Origin of the sequence: Streptomyces sp. NRRL WC-3605 (assembly GCF_001509795.1) — a bacterium.
Lineage (GTDB): Bacteria > Actinomycetota > Actinomycetes > Streptomycetales > Streptomycetaceae > Streptomyces > Streptomyces viridochromogenes.
Genome location: NZ_LLZN01000057.1, coordinates 1 through 16,981 on the forward strand (window position 1 = coordinate 1; position 16,981 = coordinate 16,981).

Below are 16,981 nucleotides of genomic sequence, written 5' to 3' on the forward strand. Positions count from 1 at the left end.
CCGCGTAGACGGCCACGCTCGCGATCCCGGCGTCCCGGCAGGCCCGGGCCACGCGGACAGCGATTTCGCCACGGTTGGCGATGAGCACCTTGCGCACGACGGCCCTCTCCTCGCTCGGCTGGAATTCTGGGATGTGTCGAGCGCGCCCTGGGTATTTCGATTTCCTGGGCCGGCGCTCGAATACCTGTCCATCGTCGGTGCCGGAGAGGGCGGTCTTCAACAGGCGCCTTTCAAGCCTTCGGACCAGATCGACAGGGCCCCTACCGCTTTGTTGGCGCAGGGCCAGGCAAGTGTCAGAAAAGCGTCAGACGGCCCGACGGACCGGGAAAGGCGTCCGGGCAGCGAAAAGGGCGGGCTCCCTCGTGGGGAGCCCGCCCTTCGTGCCGGTTCGTGCCGTCAGCCGCTGCCGAAGCGGAATCCCACCCCGCGCACGGTGACGATCCAGTCGCTGCCGCCGAGTTTGCCGCGCAGACTGCTGACATGGGTGTCCACGGTGCGCCGGGACCAGGAACCGCCCCAGACCTGCTGCATGATCCGCTTGCGCGAGATCACGGTCTCCGGGTGGGAGGCCAGCAGGTGCAGGAGGTCGAACTCCTTGCGGGTGAGTTCCACGACGCGGCCGTGCAGGCTGACCTCGCGGGAGGCCGCGTCGATGCGTAACGGACCGCGCAGGACGACCTGTTCGGCCTGGATCTGCGGACGCGAGCGGCGCATCACCGCGTCCATGCGGGCCATCAGCTCCCGGAAGCCGTACGGCTTGACGAGGTAGTCGTCGGCGCCGGCCTGCAGGCCGAGGACGCGGTCGAGTTCCGTCCCCCACCCGGTGACGGCGATGAGCGGGACGTCGCTGAGCGCGCGGATGGAACGGCACACCTCCAGCCCGTCCACGTCCGGCAGTTCGAGGTCGAGCAGGACGATGTCCGAGAGTTGGTACGACTGGAGGGCCGCGTTCCCCGTGGCGACCCCGTCGACATGGTGGCCGTGCCGCCGGAGTCCGGCGGCCAGCGCCTCCCGGTCGCCGGTGTTGTTCTCGACGACCAGGACCCGCCAGTTGGTGGCCGGCCTGCGGATCTGGGACGGGATGGGCTGTCGGATCTCCAGAGTGCTGCTCGTGGCGCGTTGACTCACTGCTCTCCCCCTGAACACGTAGTTCCCGCTCGAGCACTTCGCTGGACGAGCCTAAAAACCTACCTCTCGGTTTGTCAAAAAAAGACTAGGTAAACTTACCATCCGTCACATCGAATGGGGCTTTCGTCGGAGTTGATGCAAAGTGAAGGATCAATTCCGCTGCACAGTGTCACCAGTTTCAGGATCTTCACTTCGCTCCGCGAGTAATTTTCGACCGTGAACCAGGTGCGAACAGCCACTGACGGCGGCCGCGGTATGTTCTTGACGTCCCCCTGAACAACCAGAGGTGCGCAGGCAGGGCCCTGAAACAGTCGCGCCGGACGTATTCCACTCCCTGAGACGCGGTGGTATACCGTCCAGAACGTTCTCGGTCGTCTGATTCCCCGCTTCCACTTCGCCCTCGGCCTGGTCCTGAGGTGGGAAAGTGTGATCTTCTGGGCAGTACTGACAGAGTGTCGACAACGTTGAGGGCCGCCGAACACGCCGACGCTCCCCTGGGGTGGGCACTCGCGCCCGCTAAACAGACCTTCAAGTCCGTTTCGGGACGGGCGGGATGAGAGGAAGCACGCAGGTGGGACTACAACAGGAGAGGGCGATCCGCACCCGGCGGCTGATGCTCAAGTCGGCGGCCGAGGTCTTCGACCGCGAGGACTACGCCTCGGCCAGGCTCTCCGACATCAGCGCACGGGCCAACATGAGCACCGGCGCGCTGCACTTCCACTTCGCGAACAAGGAGGAGCTGGCGGAGGCCGTCGTGAGCGAGGCGCGCGGCACCCTGTGGCACGCCGCCCGCAGTGCCTACGAGCGCAACCCGGAGCCGCTCCAGGCGCTCACGGACATCTCGCACACCCTGAGCCAGCTGCTCTCCTGGGACGTCGTGGCGCGGGCCGGCCTGCGGCTGGACAACGACCGGTCGCGGCGCGGACGGGAGCAGTTCCTGCACGCCTGGCACGCCGCGGTGCAGCGTCTGCTCGACCGCGCGCGGCGGGAGGGCAGCCTGGCGCAGCAGGTCCACCTGCGGGCGGTGACCTGTGCCATCGTCGCCGCCACGACCGGGATAGGGGTGCTGATCAAGGGGGGTGAGGCGGAGCGGACACGGCTCGCCTTCACCGGGTTCTGGCAGGGCTTCCTGCCGGGGCTCGCCGCACCGGACCTGCTCGGCCGGCTGAACCCCGGCGGGACCGACGAGGTGGTGGAGTACGCGGTGTCCGCCTCCCGCTACCTGCCGTGCGCGCCGGACGAGGCACTGGGCGCGGAGAGGGCGGCGTCGGGCGTGTACTGAGCCCGGCCGGGCCCCCGCGGCGGGGCCGGCTCCGGGTTCCGGTACCGGGCCGCGTACCGGGGGAAGCCCTCGGCGAACGACGGGCCGGGGGAGCAGCCGAGCGCGTCCCAGACCGGCGCGTCGTCGAACCAGTGGTCCGCAGCGAGCAGTTCGAGGTGGTGCAGGGCGACCGGATGACCGCGCAGCCGGGCGCGCGCCTCCTCCAGCGGCAGGCCGGGCACGGTCCCCGGAAAGAGACCGTACGTTTCGGCGACCGCGGTCAGCAGATCCGCACCCGGCACCGGCCGGGGATGGTTGACGAACCGGACACCGCCCGCGTGTCCCGGCGGGGCGAGCGCGGCCGAAAGCAGCGCCCTCCCCAGGGCGGCGGCGTCGACCATCGACTGCCGGCCGAGCCGCCCCTCGGGCCGGGCGCCGAGCGTGCGCAGCAGCGTCAGCACGCCGGGCACCACCCAGCGGTCGCCCGCCCCGTACACGAGGTGGGGCCGCAGGACCGTGCCGCCCGCCGCGAGCACATGGCCCTCGGCCGCGGCCCGCGTCCTGCTGGTGGCGGACCCCGGCGCGTAGGGGACCTCGCCGGGCCGGACCGCGCGGAACGGGCCCCTGCCGTGCACCGCCGCCGTGCTCAGGCACACGAACCGCCGGACGCCGGCCCGCCGTGCCTCCTCGACCAGGGCGCGCGTGCCCAGGTCGTTGACGCGCCGCAGCTCCCCGGGGTCGCCGCCGACTCGGGACGCGCAGTGCACGACCGCGTCGACGCCGTCGCAGACGCCGGTGAGCGAGCCGGGCTCGGCGAGGTCGCCGCGTACGAAGGTGACCGGGGTGCCGGCCGCCGGGCCGGGGCCGGGCGGCGGGCCGGTGCGGACCAGCAGCCGCAGCCGTACGCCCCCCGCGGCGCCGGCCGCGGCGACCACGTGGCCGCCGACGAACCCACCGGACCCCGTCACCAGGACGTGCGGGCTCACCCGTCGTCCCGTACGGCGGTCCCCAGGGTCGCGGTGAAGACGGGCTCCTCCCCCTGGACGCCCCGCACCCGTACGACGGGCCCCTGTTCGGGGTCGGTCTCGTGGCCGGCCAGGAGCCAGCAGGGCTCGGCGAGTTCGCAGTACTTGTGGAAGGCGACCCGCATCGAGGCCGGGCTGAAGTCGTGCCCGGGGGTCAGCGCGGTGGCGGCCTGCCGTGCGGCCTCCAGGAGGACCATGCCGGGGACGTGGTCGTTCGGGCGGGCGAAGAGCGTCGGGTGCGCGGTGTTCAGGCGCAGCCGCCAGCCGGGGCGGTGCTTGGACCGGGCGAGGACGACGTCGGCGGGGTCGGTGCGCCCGGTCTCGTGGGCGGGGACGGCGGGCAGCAGCGGCACCGCGCCGGTGACCGCGCCCATGCTCGCGCCGCGCAGTCTGCGGTAGACGCGGGCGGAGGTGCAGTACAGGATGCCCATGCTGGTGGCGAGCACCCGGCCGAGCCGCTGGAAGCGCAGGTCGACCCGCATCCCGACGAGGCGTCCCGCGCGCAGCTGCACGTCCGAGCAGTCGACGACCACGTCGATCGGGCCCGAGGCGGCGAGCACGGTGAACTCGTCGGTCAGCAGGCGGTAGCCGAGTTCCTGCATCACGAACTGGTCGCCGACCGGGACCCCGTACGCGGCGTGCGCCAGCATCATCGTGGCCTGCCGGGTGGTCTCGGCGACCAGCATCGGGTCCTGGCGTCCGCCGGGCAGCGGGGCGAAGAAGCGGTGGGCGGCGGGCCAGTCGACGCCGACGAGGTAGCGGTGCTCGGACAGGCGCAGCCAGTCGACTGGGAAGCGGTCGGCGGCGTCGGGGCGGTGGCAGAGCTCTCCGGTGGCCCGCCCGTCGGGAATCAGAACCGGGGAGTCGGTCTGGTATGCGAGGCGTACGAGGGTCTGTTCGGAGCGGTTCGCCGGGGCGTGTTCGCCGTTCGGGCGGCCCGGACGGGCCGGTGAGGCCCCCGAAACGGTGTCGGATCGTTCCTGCGCCGGGGTCAGATGCGGACGGGACCCGACGAACCTGTCGACTACGGATATAGCGGGATCAGCCATGGAGTGCCCCCTGAGTCGATGCATGCGGGAATAGTTCCCCTCTCGACAAAAGACTGGCAGTCCGGTTCTCTTTGCGGGGGAACCTGACCAAGCTCTGACATAGAAACAGGCACGGGGGCATGGCACGTCAAGCGCGAGCGATCCAGACCCGCACGTCGATCCTGCTGGCGGCGGCGGAGGTGTTCGACGAGCGTGGCTACAGCACGGCCACCATCACGGAGATCATCGCGCGGGCCGGCGTGACGAAGGGGGCGCTGTACTTCCACTTCTCGTCCAAGGAGGACCTGGCCCTCGGGGTGATAGCGGCGCAGCTGGAGCTGGGGCCGCTGCCCGCGCAGCGCACGAAGCTGCAGGAACTCGCCGACCAGGGACTGCTGTTCGCCCACCAGTTGCAGTACGACCCGCTCACCCGGGCCAGTGTGGGGCTGGCGATGGACCAGTGGAGCGAGAACGCGGAGGGCGGCAACCCGTTCCACGGGCGTCCGTTCCAGGAGTGGGCGGACCGGCTGACCGAGCTGCTCGTCGAGGCGCGCGAGCGCGGGGAGTTGCTGCCGCACGTCGATCCGGCGGAGACGGCGGAGCTGCTGTCCGGGGCCTTCACCGGCATCCAGTGGACGTCGCAGGTGCTGTGCCAGCGGCGGGATCTGACGCGCCGGGTCATCGCGATGTTCCGGCATCTGCTGCCCAGCGTGGCGATGCCGCAGATCCTGCCGACGCTGGAGCTGAGCGAGGAGCGGGCCGTCGCCCTCCTCGCCTCGCGCGACGCCGCGCTGGAGGCGGAGGAGGCCGAGGCCGACGGGGACAGCGCGGCCTGACGGGTGGCCCGCGCGCCCCTTGCCCGCGAGGTCTTCGCCGGTGCTCAGCCGGCCATCCCGTCGAGGTGCCCGGCCGGGCCCGCCTCGGTGCCGGGCCCCGCGCGGCCGGGGGCCGGGGCGGTGCGGCCGGGGGCCGGGGCGGTGCGGCCGGTTTCCTCCAGCCGGTAGCCGACGCCGCGCACCGTGGTGATCCAGCCCTCGCCCAGCTTGGCGCGCAGCGCGCTGACATGGGTGTCCACGGTGCGGCTGGAGATGGCCCACTCGTCCGCCCAGACGCCCGCGATCAGGTTCCGGCGGGAGATCACGGTCTCCGGCGCCGAGGCGAGCAGCAGCAGGATGTCGAACTCCTTGCGGGTCAGCTCCAGCGGCCGCTCCCCCAGCCACGCCTCGCGGGTGCCGGGGTCCAGCCGCAGCGCCCCGCAGGACACCCCGGCCGGTCCGCCGGCGGTGGCGACACGGCGGGTCACCGCGTCCATCCGCGCGGCGAGCTCCCGGAAGCCGTACGGCTTGACCAGGCAGTCGTCGGCGCCGGAGCGCAGGCTGAGCACCCGGTCCAGCTCGGTGTCCCGAGCGGTGAAGGTGATCAGCGGTGTGCCGCCGCGCGCCCTGATCTCGGCGCACACCTGCAGACCGTCGAGGTCGGGCAGGTCCAGGTCGAGCAGGACGACCTCGGCCTGCTCCCACGCCTGCAGCCCCGCCCGACCGGTGCGGGCCCGCCGGACCTGGTGCCCGTTGCGCACCAGGCGGCAGACCAGGGGTTCGGCGGACCCGTCGTCCGGGTCGATCACGAGTACGCGCATCTGGACTCCAGTGGGGGTCCGTCAGGCACGGGCGGGTGGTCCCGCCCGGCCGGCACCCCCTGCCCTCACTCCCCCGCCGACCGGGTGTGCACCACGCGGTAGGTGTTGGAGTCCCGCCAGGTGGCCAGCGCGTCCACGGCGGCGTCGGTCTTCTGCCGCTCCGCCGAGCGCTCGGCGGCCGGCTGCGCGAGGAAGGCGTCGTAGGCCTCCTTGCTGTCCCACTGCGAGTAGACGACGACCCACTTGCCCTCGATGTTGCGTCCGCGCAGTCCGCGCAGCACCGTGTGGCTGCGGTAGCCGGGGACCTTCTGGAGCCAGTCCTGGGACGCGCCGAGCGCCTCGGTCAGGTCGTCCTGGTGCTTCTCGGTGACGCCGTACAGGTCGATGACGGTGTAGTCGTCGCGCTCCGGGGAGATCTCGGTCTCGCCGGCGCCGGGCTTCTGCTGGGTGAAGACCACCTCGTTCTGCAGCAGCCGGATGGCGGTGGTGATCTCGCCGAACAGCGGGAGCGTGCGGTGCTTGAACTCCTCGCCGGCGTACCGGGCCTCCAGGTCCTCGGTGGAGCGCCACTGGATGAAGTTGGCGGTGCCGAACTTGGTCTGCCCGCTGTGCACGGTGCTGGACCGCCAGCCCTCGTAGGCCGCGGAGTCGACGATTTCCCGCATCGCGGCGAGCAGGCTGTCCTGCTTCTCCGCGGAGTCCGTGGAGAACAGGTTGAGGACGGTCAGGTTCTTACCATCGGCGGCGATCTTCGGCATTCTCTCTTCTCTTCCGGTCGGTGATGAAAGAAGCAGAACTCGAATGGTGATCGGTGCTTCCGGACCAGCATGACAAGGCCGCAACCGCTGGTGAAGGGCGTTGTGTTCAGGTCTCCGCGTGGATTGTCAGGTCTTTCCCAGCAGCGTCAGATCTTCTGCGTCTACGTCAGGTCTTCGACAAGTGCTCTTGGGTGGTCGCCGTTCCGCGCGCGATGCTCGGGCAATGAATTCCTCCCCTGCGAAAGCCGAAATCGGCGGGCTGCTCGACCGATATCTCATAGGTCTCGACGACGAAAAGCTCGACGACGACTGGGCGCGCGGGCTGTTCACCGACGACGCCCGTGTGGAGTTCCCGATGGCCCGGCACGAGGGCGTCGAGGGTCTGGCCGGCTGGCACCGGCGGGCGCTGGACGCCTTCGCCCGTACCCAGCACCTCAACTCGCCGGCGGTCGTGGACCTCACGGGTGACGAGCGGGCGGTGCTGCGGGCCAACCTGGTCTCCACGCACGTGCACCACCCGGACACCCCGGGCGATCCGCTGTTCGTCTCCGGCACGCTCGTGCGGGGGGCGGCCCGGCGCACCGGTGACGGCTGGCGGCTGACGGAGCTGGCGTTCCACCTGGTGTGGTCGACGGGCAGCCCGCCCCGCCCGTCGGACGCCCGATGAGGGTCCTGGCCGCCGGCGTCCAGGAGGACCGGATCGCCGCGATGCTGCTGGGCATCGGGGTGATCCTGCTGGTCGGCGCCGGTCTGGGGGCGCTCGCCCGCAAGGTCGGCCAGCCCAAGGTGATCGGGGAGATCACGGCCGGCATCGTGCTCGGGCCGAGCCTGCTGGGCCTGTTCCCCGGCGACCTGACGAACCGCCTGTTCCCGCCGGACGTACGGCCGTTGCTGTCGGCGGTGTCGCAGGTCGGCCTGGTGCTGTTCATGTTCGTGGTGGGCTGGGAGTTCGAACGGCGGCTGATCCGGCCGCACGCCCGGCTGGCGGCCGGGGTCTCGCTGTCGTCGATCGTGCTGGCCTTCGGACTCGGGGTGGCCGCGGCAGCCGTGCTGTACCCGCACCACGACACGGTGGCCGGGAAGCACATCTCGTTCCTGGCGTTCGCCACGTTCATGGGCACCGCGATGTCCGTCACCGCGTTCCCCGTGCTGGCCCGCATCCTGACCGAGAACAAGCTGATGGACACCCGGGTGGGCGCCCTGTCGCTGGCGAGCGCCGCGATCGACGACGTCCTCGCCTGGTGTCTGCTGGCGTATGTGTCGGCGCTGGTCAGCTCGGACGGCGACTACGCGGACCTGGCGCGGATCGGCGCGCTGAGCGTCGTGTACGTGGCCGTGATGCTCGTCGTCGTACGGCCGCTGATCTCGCGGCTGGTGTGGCGGTGGGCGGCGATGGAGCGCTGGCCGGCGCTGCTCGCGGTGCTGTGCGCGGGCGTGTTCGCCTCGTCGTGGCTGACGTCGTGGATCGGCATCCACCAGATCTTCGGCGCGTTCCTGTTCGGCTTCGTGATGCCGCGCGAACCGAGGCGGGTGCTCGCGGCGCATCTGCGCCGGCCGCTGGACGACGTCAGCGTGATCCTGCTGCCGGTCTTCTTCATCGTCACCGGCCTCGGTGTCGACCTCGGCGCGCTGACGGCGGCCGACTGCCTGGCGCTGGCCCTGATCGTCGCCGTGGCCTGCGCGGGCAAGCTGCTCGGCGCGATCGCCCCGGCCCGGCTGTCCGGCCTGTCCTGGCGCGAGGCGAAGGACCTGGGCGTGCTGATGAACACCCGGGGCCTGACCGAACTCATCATCCTCAACGCCGCGGTGAGCCTCGGCGTGCTCGACGGGCGGATGTTCACCCTGCTGGTGATCATGGCCCTCGTGACGACGGCGATGGCGGCCCCGCTGCTGTCCCGGCGCGAGCACCTCACGGCCGGCGGCCTTCCCAAGACACCCACGCGTGTCGCGGACGCGACCGCGCCGCGCACCTGACGAGGGGGATCCAGTGATACCCGTCCAGTCGTTGTCCCCGCACGATCCGCAGCCGCGACCACCGGTCGACGGCCGCGCGCTGCGCACGGTGTGCGGCAGTTTCGCCACCGGCGTCACCGTGATCACCACCGGCGGCCCGGAGGAGGGCGCCGCGACCACGGTGAACTCGTTCACGTCGGTCTCGCTGGAGCCGCCGCTGGTGCTGTTCTGCCTGCACCGGCAGTCCCGGCTGCGTCCGGTGCTCCAGCGCTCCCGCGGTTTCGTGGTGAACTTCCTGACGCACCGCCAGGAGGGGCTCGCCTGGAAGTTCGCGGGCCGCGAGTCGGCGCGGCTGGCCGAGGTCCCGTACCACCGCTCGGCCGGCGGACTGCCCGTGCTCACCGAGGCGCTCGCGTTCCTGGAGTGCCGTCTCGCCGAGGAGTACGACGGCGGCGACCACGCCATCGTGGTCGGCGAGGTCACCGCCCTCGGCACCTCCGAGGAGGAGGCCGATCCGCTGGTGTTCTACCAGGGCGCGATGCGTTTCCTGGACGCCGCGGCGCAGGCTCCGGCGCGGGGCTGAGCCGTCAGCGCGGCGCACCGGCCGGCAGGTCGGCGTCGTCGAACTCCCGCCTGGCGCGCTCGACCTTGTGCAGGTTCTCCGCGGACCAGTCGGCGAGGTGGGCGAAGATCGGCGCCAGGCTGCGGCCCAGCTCGCTGATCTCGTACTCGACCCGGGGCGGCACCTCCGGGTGGTACGTGCGCACCACCAGGCCGTCACGCTCCATCTGGCGCAGCCGCTGCGTGAGCACCTTCGGTGTGATGGTGCCGATGTTGCGCTGGAGCTCGACGAAGCGCTGCCGGCCGAACTCGTTCAGCGTCCACAGGATCGGTGTCGTCCAGCGGCTGAAGACGATGTCGACCACCGGGGAGACCGGGCACGCCAGCTCCGAGTCGATCCCTGCGCCGTGCTTCACGGCGCCACCCATCGTGCCCGTGCCGTCCATGCGGATCCTCCCAGGAAGCCACTTTCCTCTAGGTACCTACTTTACCCAGGATGCTAGCTTCCCGGAAGGCGGTGAGCTTCCCCGCTCCCGGCCCCGCGCCATGTCCTTTCCCTCCTTGCCCCGTCCCTACGGAACCCTTCCGTTCACCTCCCACTAGGAGCGACATGTCGACCCAAGAGTCGCTGCGCCTTCCCCACTCCACCGACGCGTCGGCCCCGCCGAGGCGCCCGGGACTCATCCTGGCGTTCCTCTGCCTGGCCGGGTTCATGACCTTCCTCGACGTGTCGATCGTCAACGTGGCCCTGCCGACGATCGAGGACGAACTGCACATCTCCCAGACGTCGTTGCAGTACATCGTCACCACCTACGGCATGCTGCTCGGCGGCTTCCTGCTGCTGACCGGCCGGCTCGCGGACGCCTTCGGCCGCCGCCGGATGCTCCAGACCGGCCTGATCCTGTTCGCCCTGTCCTCGCTGCTCGCCGGGTTCGGCCAGAGCGCGGCCATGCTGATCGTGGCGCGCGGCGCCCAGGGCCTCGGCGCCGCGTTCATCGCGACCGCCGCGCTGTCCCTGCTCGCCAACAACTTCGAGGAGGGCGCCGAGCGCAACAAGGCGCTGGGCGCGTGGGGCGCGCTGAGCGGCATCGCCGCCGTCGCCGGTGTCACCCTCGGCGGTCTGCTGACCGACGGCCCGGGCTGGCGCTGGATCTTCTTCATCAACGTGCCGATCGGCCTCGTCCTGGCCGTGCTCGCGCCCCGCGTCGTCGCCGAGAGCCGGGCCGCCGAGCGCAGCAGCTCCTTCGACGTCGCCGGCGCCGTCACCCTGACGGCCGGTCTGGTGCTGCTCATCTTCAGCCTGGGCCAGACCGTCGACGACTCCGACGTCCCCATGGCCCGCGTCTACGGCGGCTTCGCCCTCTCCGCGGTCCTGCTCATCGCGTTCCTGCTGATCGAGCGCCGCGCCCAGGCGCCGCTGATCCCGCTCGGCGTCTTCAAGCGCAAGTCGCTGCGGGCCTCCAACGTCGTCGCGGTCCTGCTGCTGGGCACCTGCGTCACCCTGTTCTTCTTCGCCAGCCTGTTCATGCAGCAGGTCCTGAACTGGTCGGCGCTGCGCACCGGTCTGGCGTACGTCCCGCTCGCCGTGATCGTGGCGGTCGGCGCGGGCGTCGCCTCCCAGCTGGTGACGAAGGTCGCCGCCAAGCCGGTGCTGATGGTCGGTCTGACCCTGACCAGCGTGGGCATGTTCCTGCTGTGGCGGGCCCCGTCCGACGCCTCGTACGCGGTGGACCTGCTGCCCGCCTTCCTGATCTCCGGCCTCGGCCTCGGCCTGTCGTTCGTGCCGGTGCAGGTGGCCGCGTTCACCGGAACCGAGGAGGACGAGTCCGGCCTGTCAGCCGGTCTCATCAACACCGCGCAGGAGGTCGGCGGCGCCCTGGGCCTCGCCGTCGCCGCGACCTACGCCTTCCGCCAGGTCGAGGAGCTGACCAAGTGGGCGGACGGGGTGCCCGCGCGGGTGACCGAGGCGCGCACCGAGGTCTTCCACGACGCGTTCCTCGCCGGTGCCTGCTTCGCCGCGGCCGGCCTGGTCCTCACGCTGATCCTGCTGCCCCTGACCAAGGCCGCGGACCAGCCCGCCCCCGACGCCTGAGAGGCGGACCCCGGTATGCCGACGTCACCGCGTCTGTCCCCCGCGGCCGAGGACTTCCTCGCCGAGAACCAGCTGTGCGCCTTCACCACGCTCCGCCCCGACGGCTCGCCCCATGTGACGCCCGTGCGCTTCACCTGGGACGGCGAGGCGGGACTGGCCCGGGTGATGACCGCGGTGACCCGGCGCAAGGCCCGCAACGTGCTGGCCGCGCCCGGCGGCCGGGTCTCCCTGTGCCAGACGGCCGGGCCCCGCTGGATCACCCTGGAGGGCACCGCCACCGTGCACGACGACCCCGAGCGGGTCCAGGAGGGCGTCCGGCGGTACGCCAAGCGGTACTGGTCGCCGCCGCCGGAGCCACCGGGTCTGGTCGTCATCGAGATCGACGTGGACCGGGTGCTGGGCCTGCTGTGAACGGGCCGCACACCCGCCGAGGGCGCCGGGCGCGAAACCGCCGGCGCCCTCGGCGTATTTCCGCCCCCTGACCCTGCTGAGAATTCTCTGACGAAACTTGTCAGAGACCTGTACTTACGGCCGTTCAGCTTCCCCGGCTCCCCCGGAATACTGGTAAAAAATCCACTGGGAGAGGAAACATGAACCGTTTTCATGCCGACGTGATCGTCGCCGGGGCCGGCCCGTCCGGACTCATGCTCGCCGGTGAACTCCGCCTGGCGGGACACGAGGTGCTGGTGCTCGACCGGCTGACCGCACCGATGCAGCAGTCCCGCGCCCTCGGATTTTCCGCGCGCACCATCGAGGAGTTCGGGCAGCGCGGACTTCTCGATGAATTCGGTGAACTGGAGACGATACCCTTCGGCCATTTCGGCGGACTTCCCATCGACTACCAGATCGTCGAGGGCGGCAATTTCGGAGTGCGGGGCGTTCCGCAGTCGCGGACCGAGGCGATCCTGCACACGTGGGCCACCGGCCTCGGCGCCGAGGTCCGCCGCGGGCACGAGGTCGTCGGCATGACCCAGGACGACGACGGCGTCTCCGTGGAGGTCGCCGGCCCCGACGGCACCGAGACACTGCGCGCCGCCTACCTCGTCGGCTGCGACGGCGCCCGCTCCACCGTGCGGCGCCTGGCCGGCATCGACTTCCCCGGCACCAGCGCCACCATCGAGATGCTGATGGCCGACGTCGCCACGAACGAGCTGCGCATCCGCCCGACCGGCGAGGTCGGCGAGTCCGGCATGGTCGTGGTGCTGCCGCTGGGCCCGGGGGCCACCCGCGTGGTCGTCTTCGAGCGCGGCGCCGGGGTCCGCCCGACGACGGAGGCACCCACGTTCGACGAGGTCGCCGGCGCGTTCCAGCGCGTCACCGGGGAGGACATCACCGGGTACCGGCCGCTGTGGACCAGCTACTTCACCGACGCCAGCCGGCACGCCGCCGAGTACCGCAAGGGCCGGGTCTTCCTGGCCGGCGACGCCGCGCACATCCACCTCCCGATCGGCGCGCAGGGCATCAGCGCCGGCGTCGGCGACGTGGTGAACCTGGGCTGGAAGCTCGCCGCCGCACTGAAGGGCCACGCACCCGAGGGGCTGCTGGACACGTACCACAGCGAGCGCCACCCGATCGGCGGCCGGATCGTCGCCAACACCCTGGTGCAGCGCTCCCTCTACCTCGGCGGCCCCGAGATGCAGCCGCTGCGCGAGCTGTTCGGCGAGCTCGTCGGCATCGAGGCGGTGCGCAGGCACCTGGTCGGCCTGGTCACCGGCCTGGACATCACCTACGACATGGGCGAGGGCGGCCACCCGCTGCTCGGCCGCCGGCTGCCCGACCAGGACCTGCTGGTCGGCGACGAGAAGACCAGCACGTACGCGCTGCTCACGCGCGGCCGCCCGCTGCTGCTGAACCTGCGCGGCGGCGAGGCCCTGACGGACGCCGCCGCCGGCTGGGCCGACCGCGTGGACGTCGTCGCCGCCTCCCGGCCCGACCCCGAGGCCCCCGCCGCCGACCTGCTGGTGCGCCCCGACGGCTACATCGCCTGGGTCGGGACGGACGGCACCGCCGACGGTCTGGCCACCGCCCTGCAGCGCTGGTTCGGCGCCCCCGCCGCCGGCTGAGCCCCCGACCGCCAGAAGAGGAGTCCCGAGTTGACCGGCAAGGCCGAGACAGAGATGCCCAGCAAGGCCGAGACGCAGAAGACGGCGCCGAAGCCCGGCGAGTGGACCGAGTGCGACGTCGTCATCCTGGGCGCCGGGATCGGCGGTTCGATCACCGGCGCGATCCTGGCCCGGCAGGGCGCGAAGGTGGTGCTCGTCGACGCCGGCCAGCACCCGCGGTTCGCGGTCGGCGAGTCGCAGAACCCGCAGCTCGTGGAGTGGCTGCACATCCTCGCCGTCCGCTACGACGTGCCCGAGCTCAAGCACCTGCTCGACATCAAGGCCGTCACCAAGCACATCGGCGCCCACCACGGCAGAAAGCAGAGCTTCGGTTTCGTGCGGCACGTCCCCGACCGGGAGCCGGACCCGCGCGAGGCGACGATGTTCGTCATCCCGAAGATGCTCACCGAGGCGTCGCACATGTTCCGCCAGGACACCGACACCTACTACTTCAACGTCGCCGCCAAGTACGGCTGCACGCTGCGCCAGAACTGGCGCGCCACCGGCCTGGACTTCGACGACGACGGCGTCACGGTCACCGGCCAGAACGGCGAGGTGTTCCGCGCGAAGTACCTCATCGACGCCAGCGGCTTCCGATCCCCGCTCGCCGAGAAGTTCGACCTGCGCGACAAGCCGACGCGGATCCGGCACCACGCCCGCTCCATGTTCACGCACTACGTCGGCATCAAGCCCTACGACGACGTGTGCAACTACCCCGACGCGCTGCGCCCGCCCGCCGAGTCCCCCTTCCACGGCGGCACCCTGCACCACCTGATCGAGCGCGGCTGGTTCTGGATCATCCCGTTCGACAACTACAAGGACTCCCGCAACCCGGTGTGCAGCGTCGGGCTGACCTTCGACGAGCGGCTGTACCCGCAGCCGAAGGACAAGACGCCGGACGAGGAGTTCCAGCACTACCTCGACATGTACCCGGCCGTGAAGCGGCAGTTCGAGGGCGCCCGCCGGGTGCGGGAGTGGATCTCCACGCCGGACCGCATCCAGTACTCCTCGAAGCAGACCGTGGGCGACCGCTGGTGCCTGATGTCGCACGCCGCCGGCTTCGTGGACCCGCTGTACTCGCGCGGTCTGTCCAACACCTTCGAGGTGGTGGACGCCCTGTGCTACCGCGTCCTGGAGGCGCTGCGCGACGGCGACTTCTCCGCCGAGCGCTTCGAGTACGTGGAGCGCCTGGAGCAGGGGCTGCTGACGTTCAACGACATGATCGTCGACAGCTCGTACATCGCGTTCTCCCACTTCCGGCTCTGGAACGCGGTCTTCCGGGTCTGGGCCTGCTTCACCACACCCGCCACCATGCGCCAGATCCAGGCCCGCCAGGAGTTCGTCCTGGACGGCGACGACCGGCACTTCCGCGAGATGGAGAAGGCGCCGTACCCGGGCCTGTGGTGGCCGGACAGCCACGCCTTCAAGCATCTGCTCGACGTCACCCACGAGACCTGCGTGAAGTACGAGGCAGGCGAGATCGACGGCGACAAGGCGGCCGACATCGTCTTCCAGGCCATCGACGACTGCGAGTCCGTCAACACGCCGTTCGGCTGGAAGGACGGCGAGGACCACCGCTTCTTCCGGGCCACCACCCCCACGATGATCAAGTTCATGTGGTGGGCCAGCACCAACGGCCCCAAGGAGATGCGCGACCTGGGCCGCTCCATGCTCAAGGGCGTCGCGAAGTCCGCCCTGCGCGGCAAGAAGGTCTCCTGACCTCCTCCCCCCGAACCCCCCACTCCCCCCACTCACCCTCCCCCCGATCCGGTCCGCACAGGGCGTGGTGCCACCCCCAAGCGCGAGGCCCTGTGCGGGCCGCTCCCCGACCGTCCGTCACCCGTATCGACTCTGGGACACCGTGTGATCAGTCGTAGAACCCTGCTCGGTGCCGGCTCCGCAGCCGCCGGTCTCGCTCTCGTACCCGCCGCTCCGGTGGCCGCCGAAGGCGCGGGCGTGCCGTACGCCCGGCTCGCGGGCCGCCTCTCGGGCCGGCTCGTGCTGCCCTCCGACCCCTACTACACCGTCGCCCGGCAGGTGGAGCTCGGCCAGTTCGACGCGGTGAACCCGCAGGCCGTCGCCTACTGCCGCAGCGCGGCGGACGTCTCGGTGTGCGTGCGCTTCGCCCAGGACCACGGCGTGCGCACGGCGGTCCGCAGCGGAGGCCACAACTACGGCGGCTGGTCCACGACGCCGGGCCTGATCATCGACGTGTCGCAGCTGAACGCCGTGACGGTGAACAGCGCCTCGTCGGTGGACATCGGCCCGGGCGCGCAGAACGTCACCATCCTGAACGCGCTGGCCCCGCACCATCTGGTGGTCAGCGAGGGCGGCTGCCCGACCGTGTGCGCGGGCGGCTTCCTGCAGGGCGGCGGCTTCGGCTTCCTGACCCGGCCGACCGGCATGGCCTGCGACGCGGTGACCGCCGCGCAGGTGGTGCTCGCCGACGGGCGCGTGGTGACCGCCTCGGCGAAGCAGAACCCGGACCTGTTCTGGGCGATCCGCGGGGGCGGCGGCGGCAACTTCGGCGTCGTCACCCGGTTCACGGTGACCCCGCACACCGGCGACCAGATGGCGATCAGCAACCTGATCTTCCCGTACGACCGGATGGCCGACGTCCTCGACGGCGTGGCCCGCTGGCTGGTGGACGCCCCCCACACGATCGGCGGCGGCGCCTACGTCGTGCAGCCCGACGCGGCGCCGGGCTCGGTGCCGCAGGCCAACGTCTTCCTCGCCTCCCGGGGCACCCCGGCCGAACTGAGCTCCGAGGCGGCCCGGTTGCTCGCCCTGACCGGTGCGCCGGTACAGCGCCAGGACGGCGTGATGACGTACCAGCAGCTCATGATGATGATCTTCGGCTGTGCCACCCTCACCGAGGACCAGTGCCAGCGCTCCGAGAAGACGCCCTCCGGCACGCTGTCCCGCCCCGCCTACGGCCTGGAGCGCACCCGCCTGGGCAGCGCTCCGTACGCGGCGAGCGGCTGGGCGGACGTGATGACGGCGTTCGACGCGGACCGCCGGGCCGGCCAGGCGCGCTACCTGGACTTCCACTTCTTCGGCGGCGCCGCCAACGAGCCGTCCCGCACGGCGACGGCGTACGTGCACCGTGACTCGCTCTTCTCGGTCAACTACCGGGTCCTGATCAACGATCCGGCGCAGGTGACCGACGAGGCCAAGGCCGTGGCGAACACCTGGGTGGACCGGGGCTTCGCCACGATCGACCCGCTGTCCAACGGCGAGAGCTACCAGAACTGGATGGACCCCTCGCTGACGGACTGGAAGCGGTCGTACTACGCGGAGAACTACGCGCGGCTGGCCCGGATCAAGAGCGCCTACGACCCGCACCGGTTCTTCCGCTTCCCGCAGTCCATAGGCGCCTGAGCGCCGGCCGGCCGTCCGCCTCGCGGGTGCCCTCCCCTCCGGGCACCCGCGGGGAC

General features: G+C 71.2%; 18 protein-coding genes. 10 read left to right on the forward strand and 8 right to left on the reverse strand.

What is annotated here, in order from left to right; translation table 11 throughout:
• Together ADL34_RS34900 and ADL34_RS17960 are read right to left on the reverse strand one after the other, a co-directional pair.
• Nucleotides 1-97 (reverse strand): biotin carboxylase N-terminal domain-containing protein (locus ADL34_RS34900; RefSeq protein WP_279617129.1); only part of this gene is annotated, 97 nt, incomplete at its 3' end.
• Between the two features lie 299 nt (nucleotides 98-396).
• Nucleotides 397-1,128, reverse strand: coding sequence for a response regulator transcription factor (locus ADL34_RS17960; protein ID WP_370686470.1), 732 nt, complete (start codon nucleotides 1,126-1,128; stop codon nucleotides 397-399).
• 571 nt (nucleotides 1,129-1,699) lie between these two features.
• Here ADL34_RS17960 and ADL34_RS17965 point away from each other — a divergent pair.
• Nucleotides 1,700-2,410: a ScbR family autoregulator-binding transcription factor gene (locus ADL34_RS17965; protein WP_159038934.1), complete on the forward strand. Its 711-nt coding sequence runs from the start codon at nucleotides 1,700-1,702 to the stop codon at nucleotides 2,408-2,410.
• On the opposite strand, the gene ADL34_RS17970 is transcribed toward ADL34_RS17965, so the two are convergent.
• Together ADL34_RS17970 and ADL34_RS17975 are read right to left on the reverse strand one after the other, a co-directional pair.
• Complete coding sequence (locus ADL34_RS17970) at nucleotides 2,347-3,375, reverse strand: NAD-dependent epimerase/dehydratase family protein (RefSeq protein WP_079034208.1); 1,029 nt, start codon at nucleotides 3,373-3,375, stop codon at nucleotides 2,347-2,349. The genes ADL34_RS17965 and ADL34_RS17970 overlap by 64 nt on opposite strands.
• Entirely contained in the window at nucleotides 3,372-4,463 is a 1,092-nt protein-coding gene (locus tag ADL34_RS17975; protein WP_079034209.1) for a ScbA/BarX family gamma-butyrolactone biosynthesis protein, read from the reverse strand. Before ADL34_RS17975 ends, ADL34_RS17970 begins: the two co-directional genes overlap by 4 nt.
• Nucleotides 4,464-4,582: 119 nt before the next feature.
• On the opposite strand from ADL34_RS17975, the gene ADL34_RS17980 reads away from it, so the two are divergent.
• Nucleotides 4,583-5,278, forward strand: a complete 696-nt coding sequence (locus ADL34_RS17980; RefSeq protein WP_062668755.1) for a ScbR family autoregulator-binding transcription factor — start codon at nucleotides 4,583-4,585, stop codon at nucleotides 5,276-5,278.
• A 44-nt stretch (nucleotides 5,279-5,322) separates the two neighbouring features.
• On the opposite strand, the gene ADL34_RS17985 is transcribed toward ADL34_RS17980, so the two are convergent.
• Nucleotides 5,323-6,078: a response regulator transcription factor gene (locus ADL34_RS17985; RefSeq protein ID WP_062668756.1), complete on the reverse strand. Its 756-nt coding sequence runs from the start codon at nucleotides 6,076-6,078 to the stop codon at nucleotides 5,323-5,325.
• A 65-nt stretch (nucleotides 6,079-6,143) separates the two neighbouring features.
• A complete protein-coding gene (locus ADL34_RS17990; protein WP_062668757.1) occupies nucleotides 6,144-6,836 on the reverse strand; it encodes an antibiotic biosynthesis monooxygenase family protein in 693 nt (230 codons plus the stop codon).
• Nucleotides 6,837-7,059: 223 nt separating this feature from the next.
• On the opposite strand from ADL34_RS17990, the gene ADL34_RS17995 reads away from it, so the two are divergent.
• From ADL34_RS17995 to ADL34_RS18005, 3 genes are read left to right on the forward strand one after another with little or no spacing between them, the layout of a single operon-like run.
• A complete protein-coding gene (locus tag ADL34_RS17995; RefSeq protein ID WP_062668758.1) occupies nucleotides 7,060-7,503 on the forward strand; it encodes a nuclear transport factor 2 family protein in 444 nt (147 codons plus the stop codon).
• Complete coding sequence (locus ADL34_RS18000; protein WP_062668815.1) at nucleotides 7,500-8,810, forward strand: cation:proton antiporter; 1,311 nt, start codon at nucleotides 7,500-7,502, stop codon at nucleotides 8,808-8,810. Before ADL34_RS17995 ends, ADL34_RS18000 begins: the two co-directional genes overlap by 4 nt.
• 13 nt (nucleotides 8,811-8,823) lie before the next feature.
• Nucleotides 8,824-9,372: a flavin reductase family protein gene (locus ADL34_RS18005; RefSeq protein ID WP_079034211.1), complete on the forward strand. Its 549-nt coding sequence runs from the start codon at nucleotides 8,824-8,826 to the stop codon at nucleotides 9,370-9,372.
• Nucleotides 9,373-9,376: 4 nt separating this feature from the next.
• Here ADL34_RS18005 and ADL34_RS18010 read toward each other — a convergent pair whose 3' ends face one another.
• The gene (locus ADL34_RS18010; protein WP_079034212.1) at nucleotides 9,377-9,796 is read right to left on the reverse strand and encodes a winged helix-turn-helix transcriptional regulator; all 420 of its coding nucleotides are present in this window, start codon (nucleotides 9,794-9,796) and stop codon (nucleotides 9,377-9,379) included.
• A gap of 164 nt (nucleotides 9,797-9,960) precedes the next feature.
• Between ADL34_RS18010 and ADL34_RS18015 the strand changes: the two genes are divergently transcribed.
• From ADL34_RS18015 to ADL34_RS18025, 3 genes are all read left to right on the forward strand, one after another.
• Complete coding sequence (locus ADL34_RS18015; RefSeq protein WP_062668759.1) at nucleotides 9,961-11,442, forward strand: MFS transporter; 1,482 nt, start codon at nucleotides 9,961-9,963, stop codon at nucleotides 11,440-11,442.
• Between the two features lie 15 nt (nucleotides 11,443-11,457).
• Nucleotides 11,458-11,853 carry a pyridoxamine 5'-phosphate oxidase family protein gene (locus ADL34_RS18020; RefSeq protein WP_062668760.1) on the forward strand — a complete coding sequence of 132 codons (396 nt, stop codon included), beginning with the start codon at nucleotides 11,458-11,460 and terminating at the stop codon, nucleotides 11,851-11,853.
• 179 nt (nucleotides 11,854-12,032) lie between these two features.
• On the forward strand, nucleotides 12,033-13,505 hold the full coding sequence (locus tag ADL34_RS18025) for an FAD-dependent monooxygenase (RefSeq protein ID WP_062668761.1): 1,473 nt from the start codon (nucleotides 12,033-12,035) through the stop codon (nucleotides 13,503-13,505).
• Here the strand turns inward: ADL34_RS18025 and ADL34_RS37245 are convergent.
• Nucleotides 13,418-13,630, reverse strand: a complete 213-nt coding sequence (locus ADL34_RS37245) for a PGF-CTERM sorting domain-containing protein (RefSeq protein WP_360558227.1) — start codon at nucleotides 13,628-13,630, stop codon at nucleotides 13,418-13,420. The genes ADL34_RS18025 and ADL34_RS37245 overlap by 88 nt on opposite strands.
• On the opposite strand from ADL34_RS37245, the gene ADL34_RS18030 reads away from it, so the two are divergent.
• The gene (locus tag ADL34_RS18030) at nucleotides 13,536-15,263 is read left to right on the forward strand and encodes an NAD(P)/FAD-dependent oxidoreductase (protein ID WP_234375044.1); all 1,728 of its coding nucleotides are present in this window, start codon (nucleotides 13,536-13,538) and stop codon (nucleotides 15,261-15,263) included. The two genes, ADL34_RS37245 and ADL34_RS18030, sit on opposite strands and share 95 nt — an antisense overlap.
• A 144-nt stretch (nucleotides 15,264-15,407) precedes the next feature.
• Nucleotides 15,408-16,925, forward strand: coding sequence for an FAD-binding oxidoreductase (locus ADL34_RS18035; RefSeq protein ID WP_062668762.1), 1,518 nt, complete (start codon nucleotides 15,408-15,410; stop codon nucleotides 16,923-16,925).
• Nucleotides 16,926-16,981 lie beyond the last annotated feature (56 nt).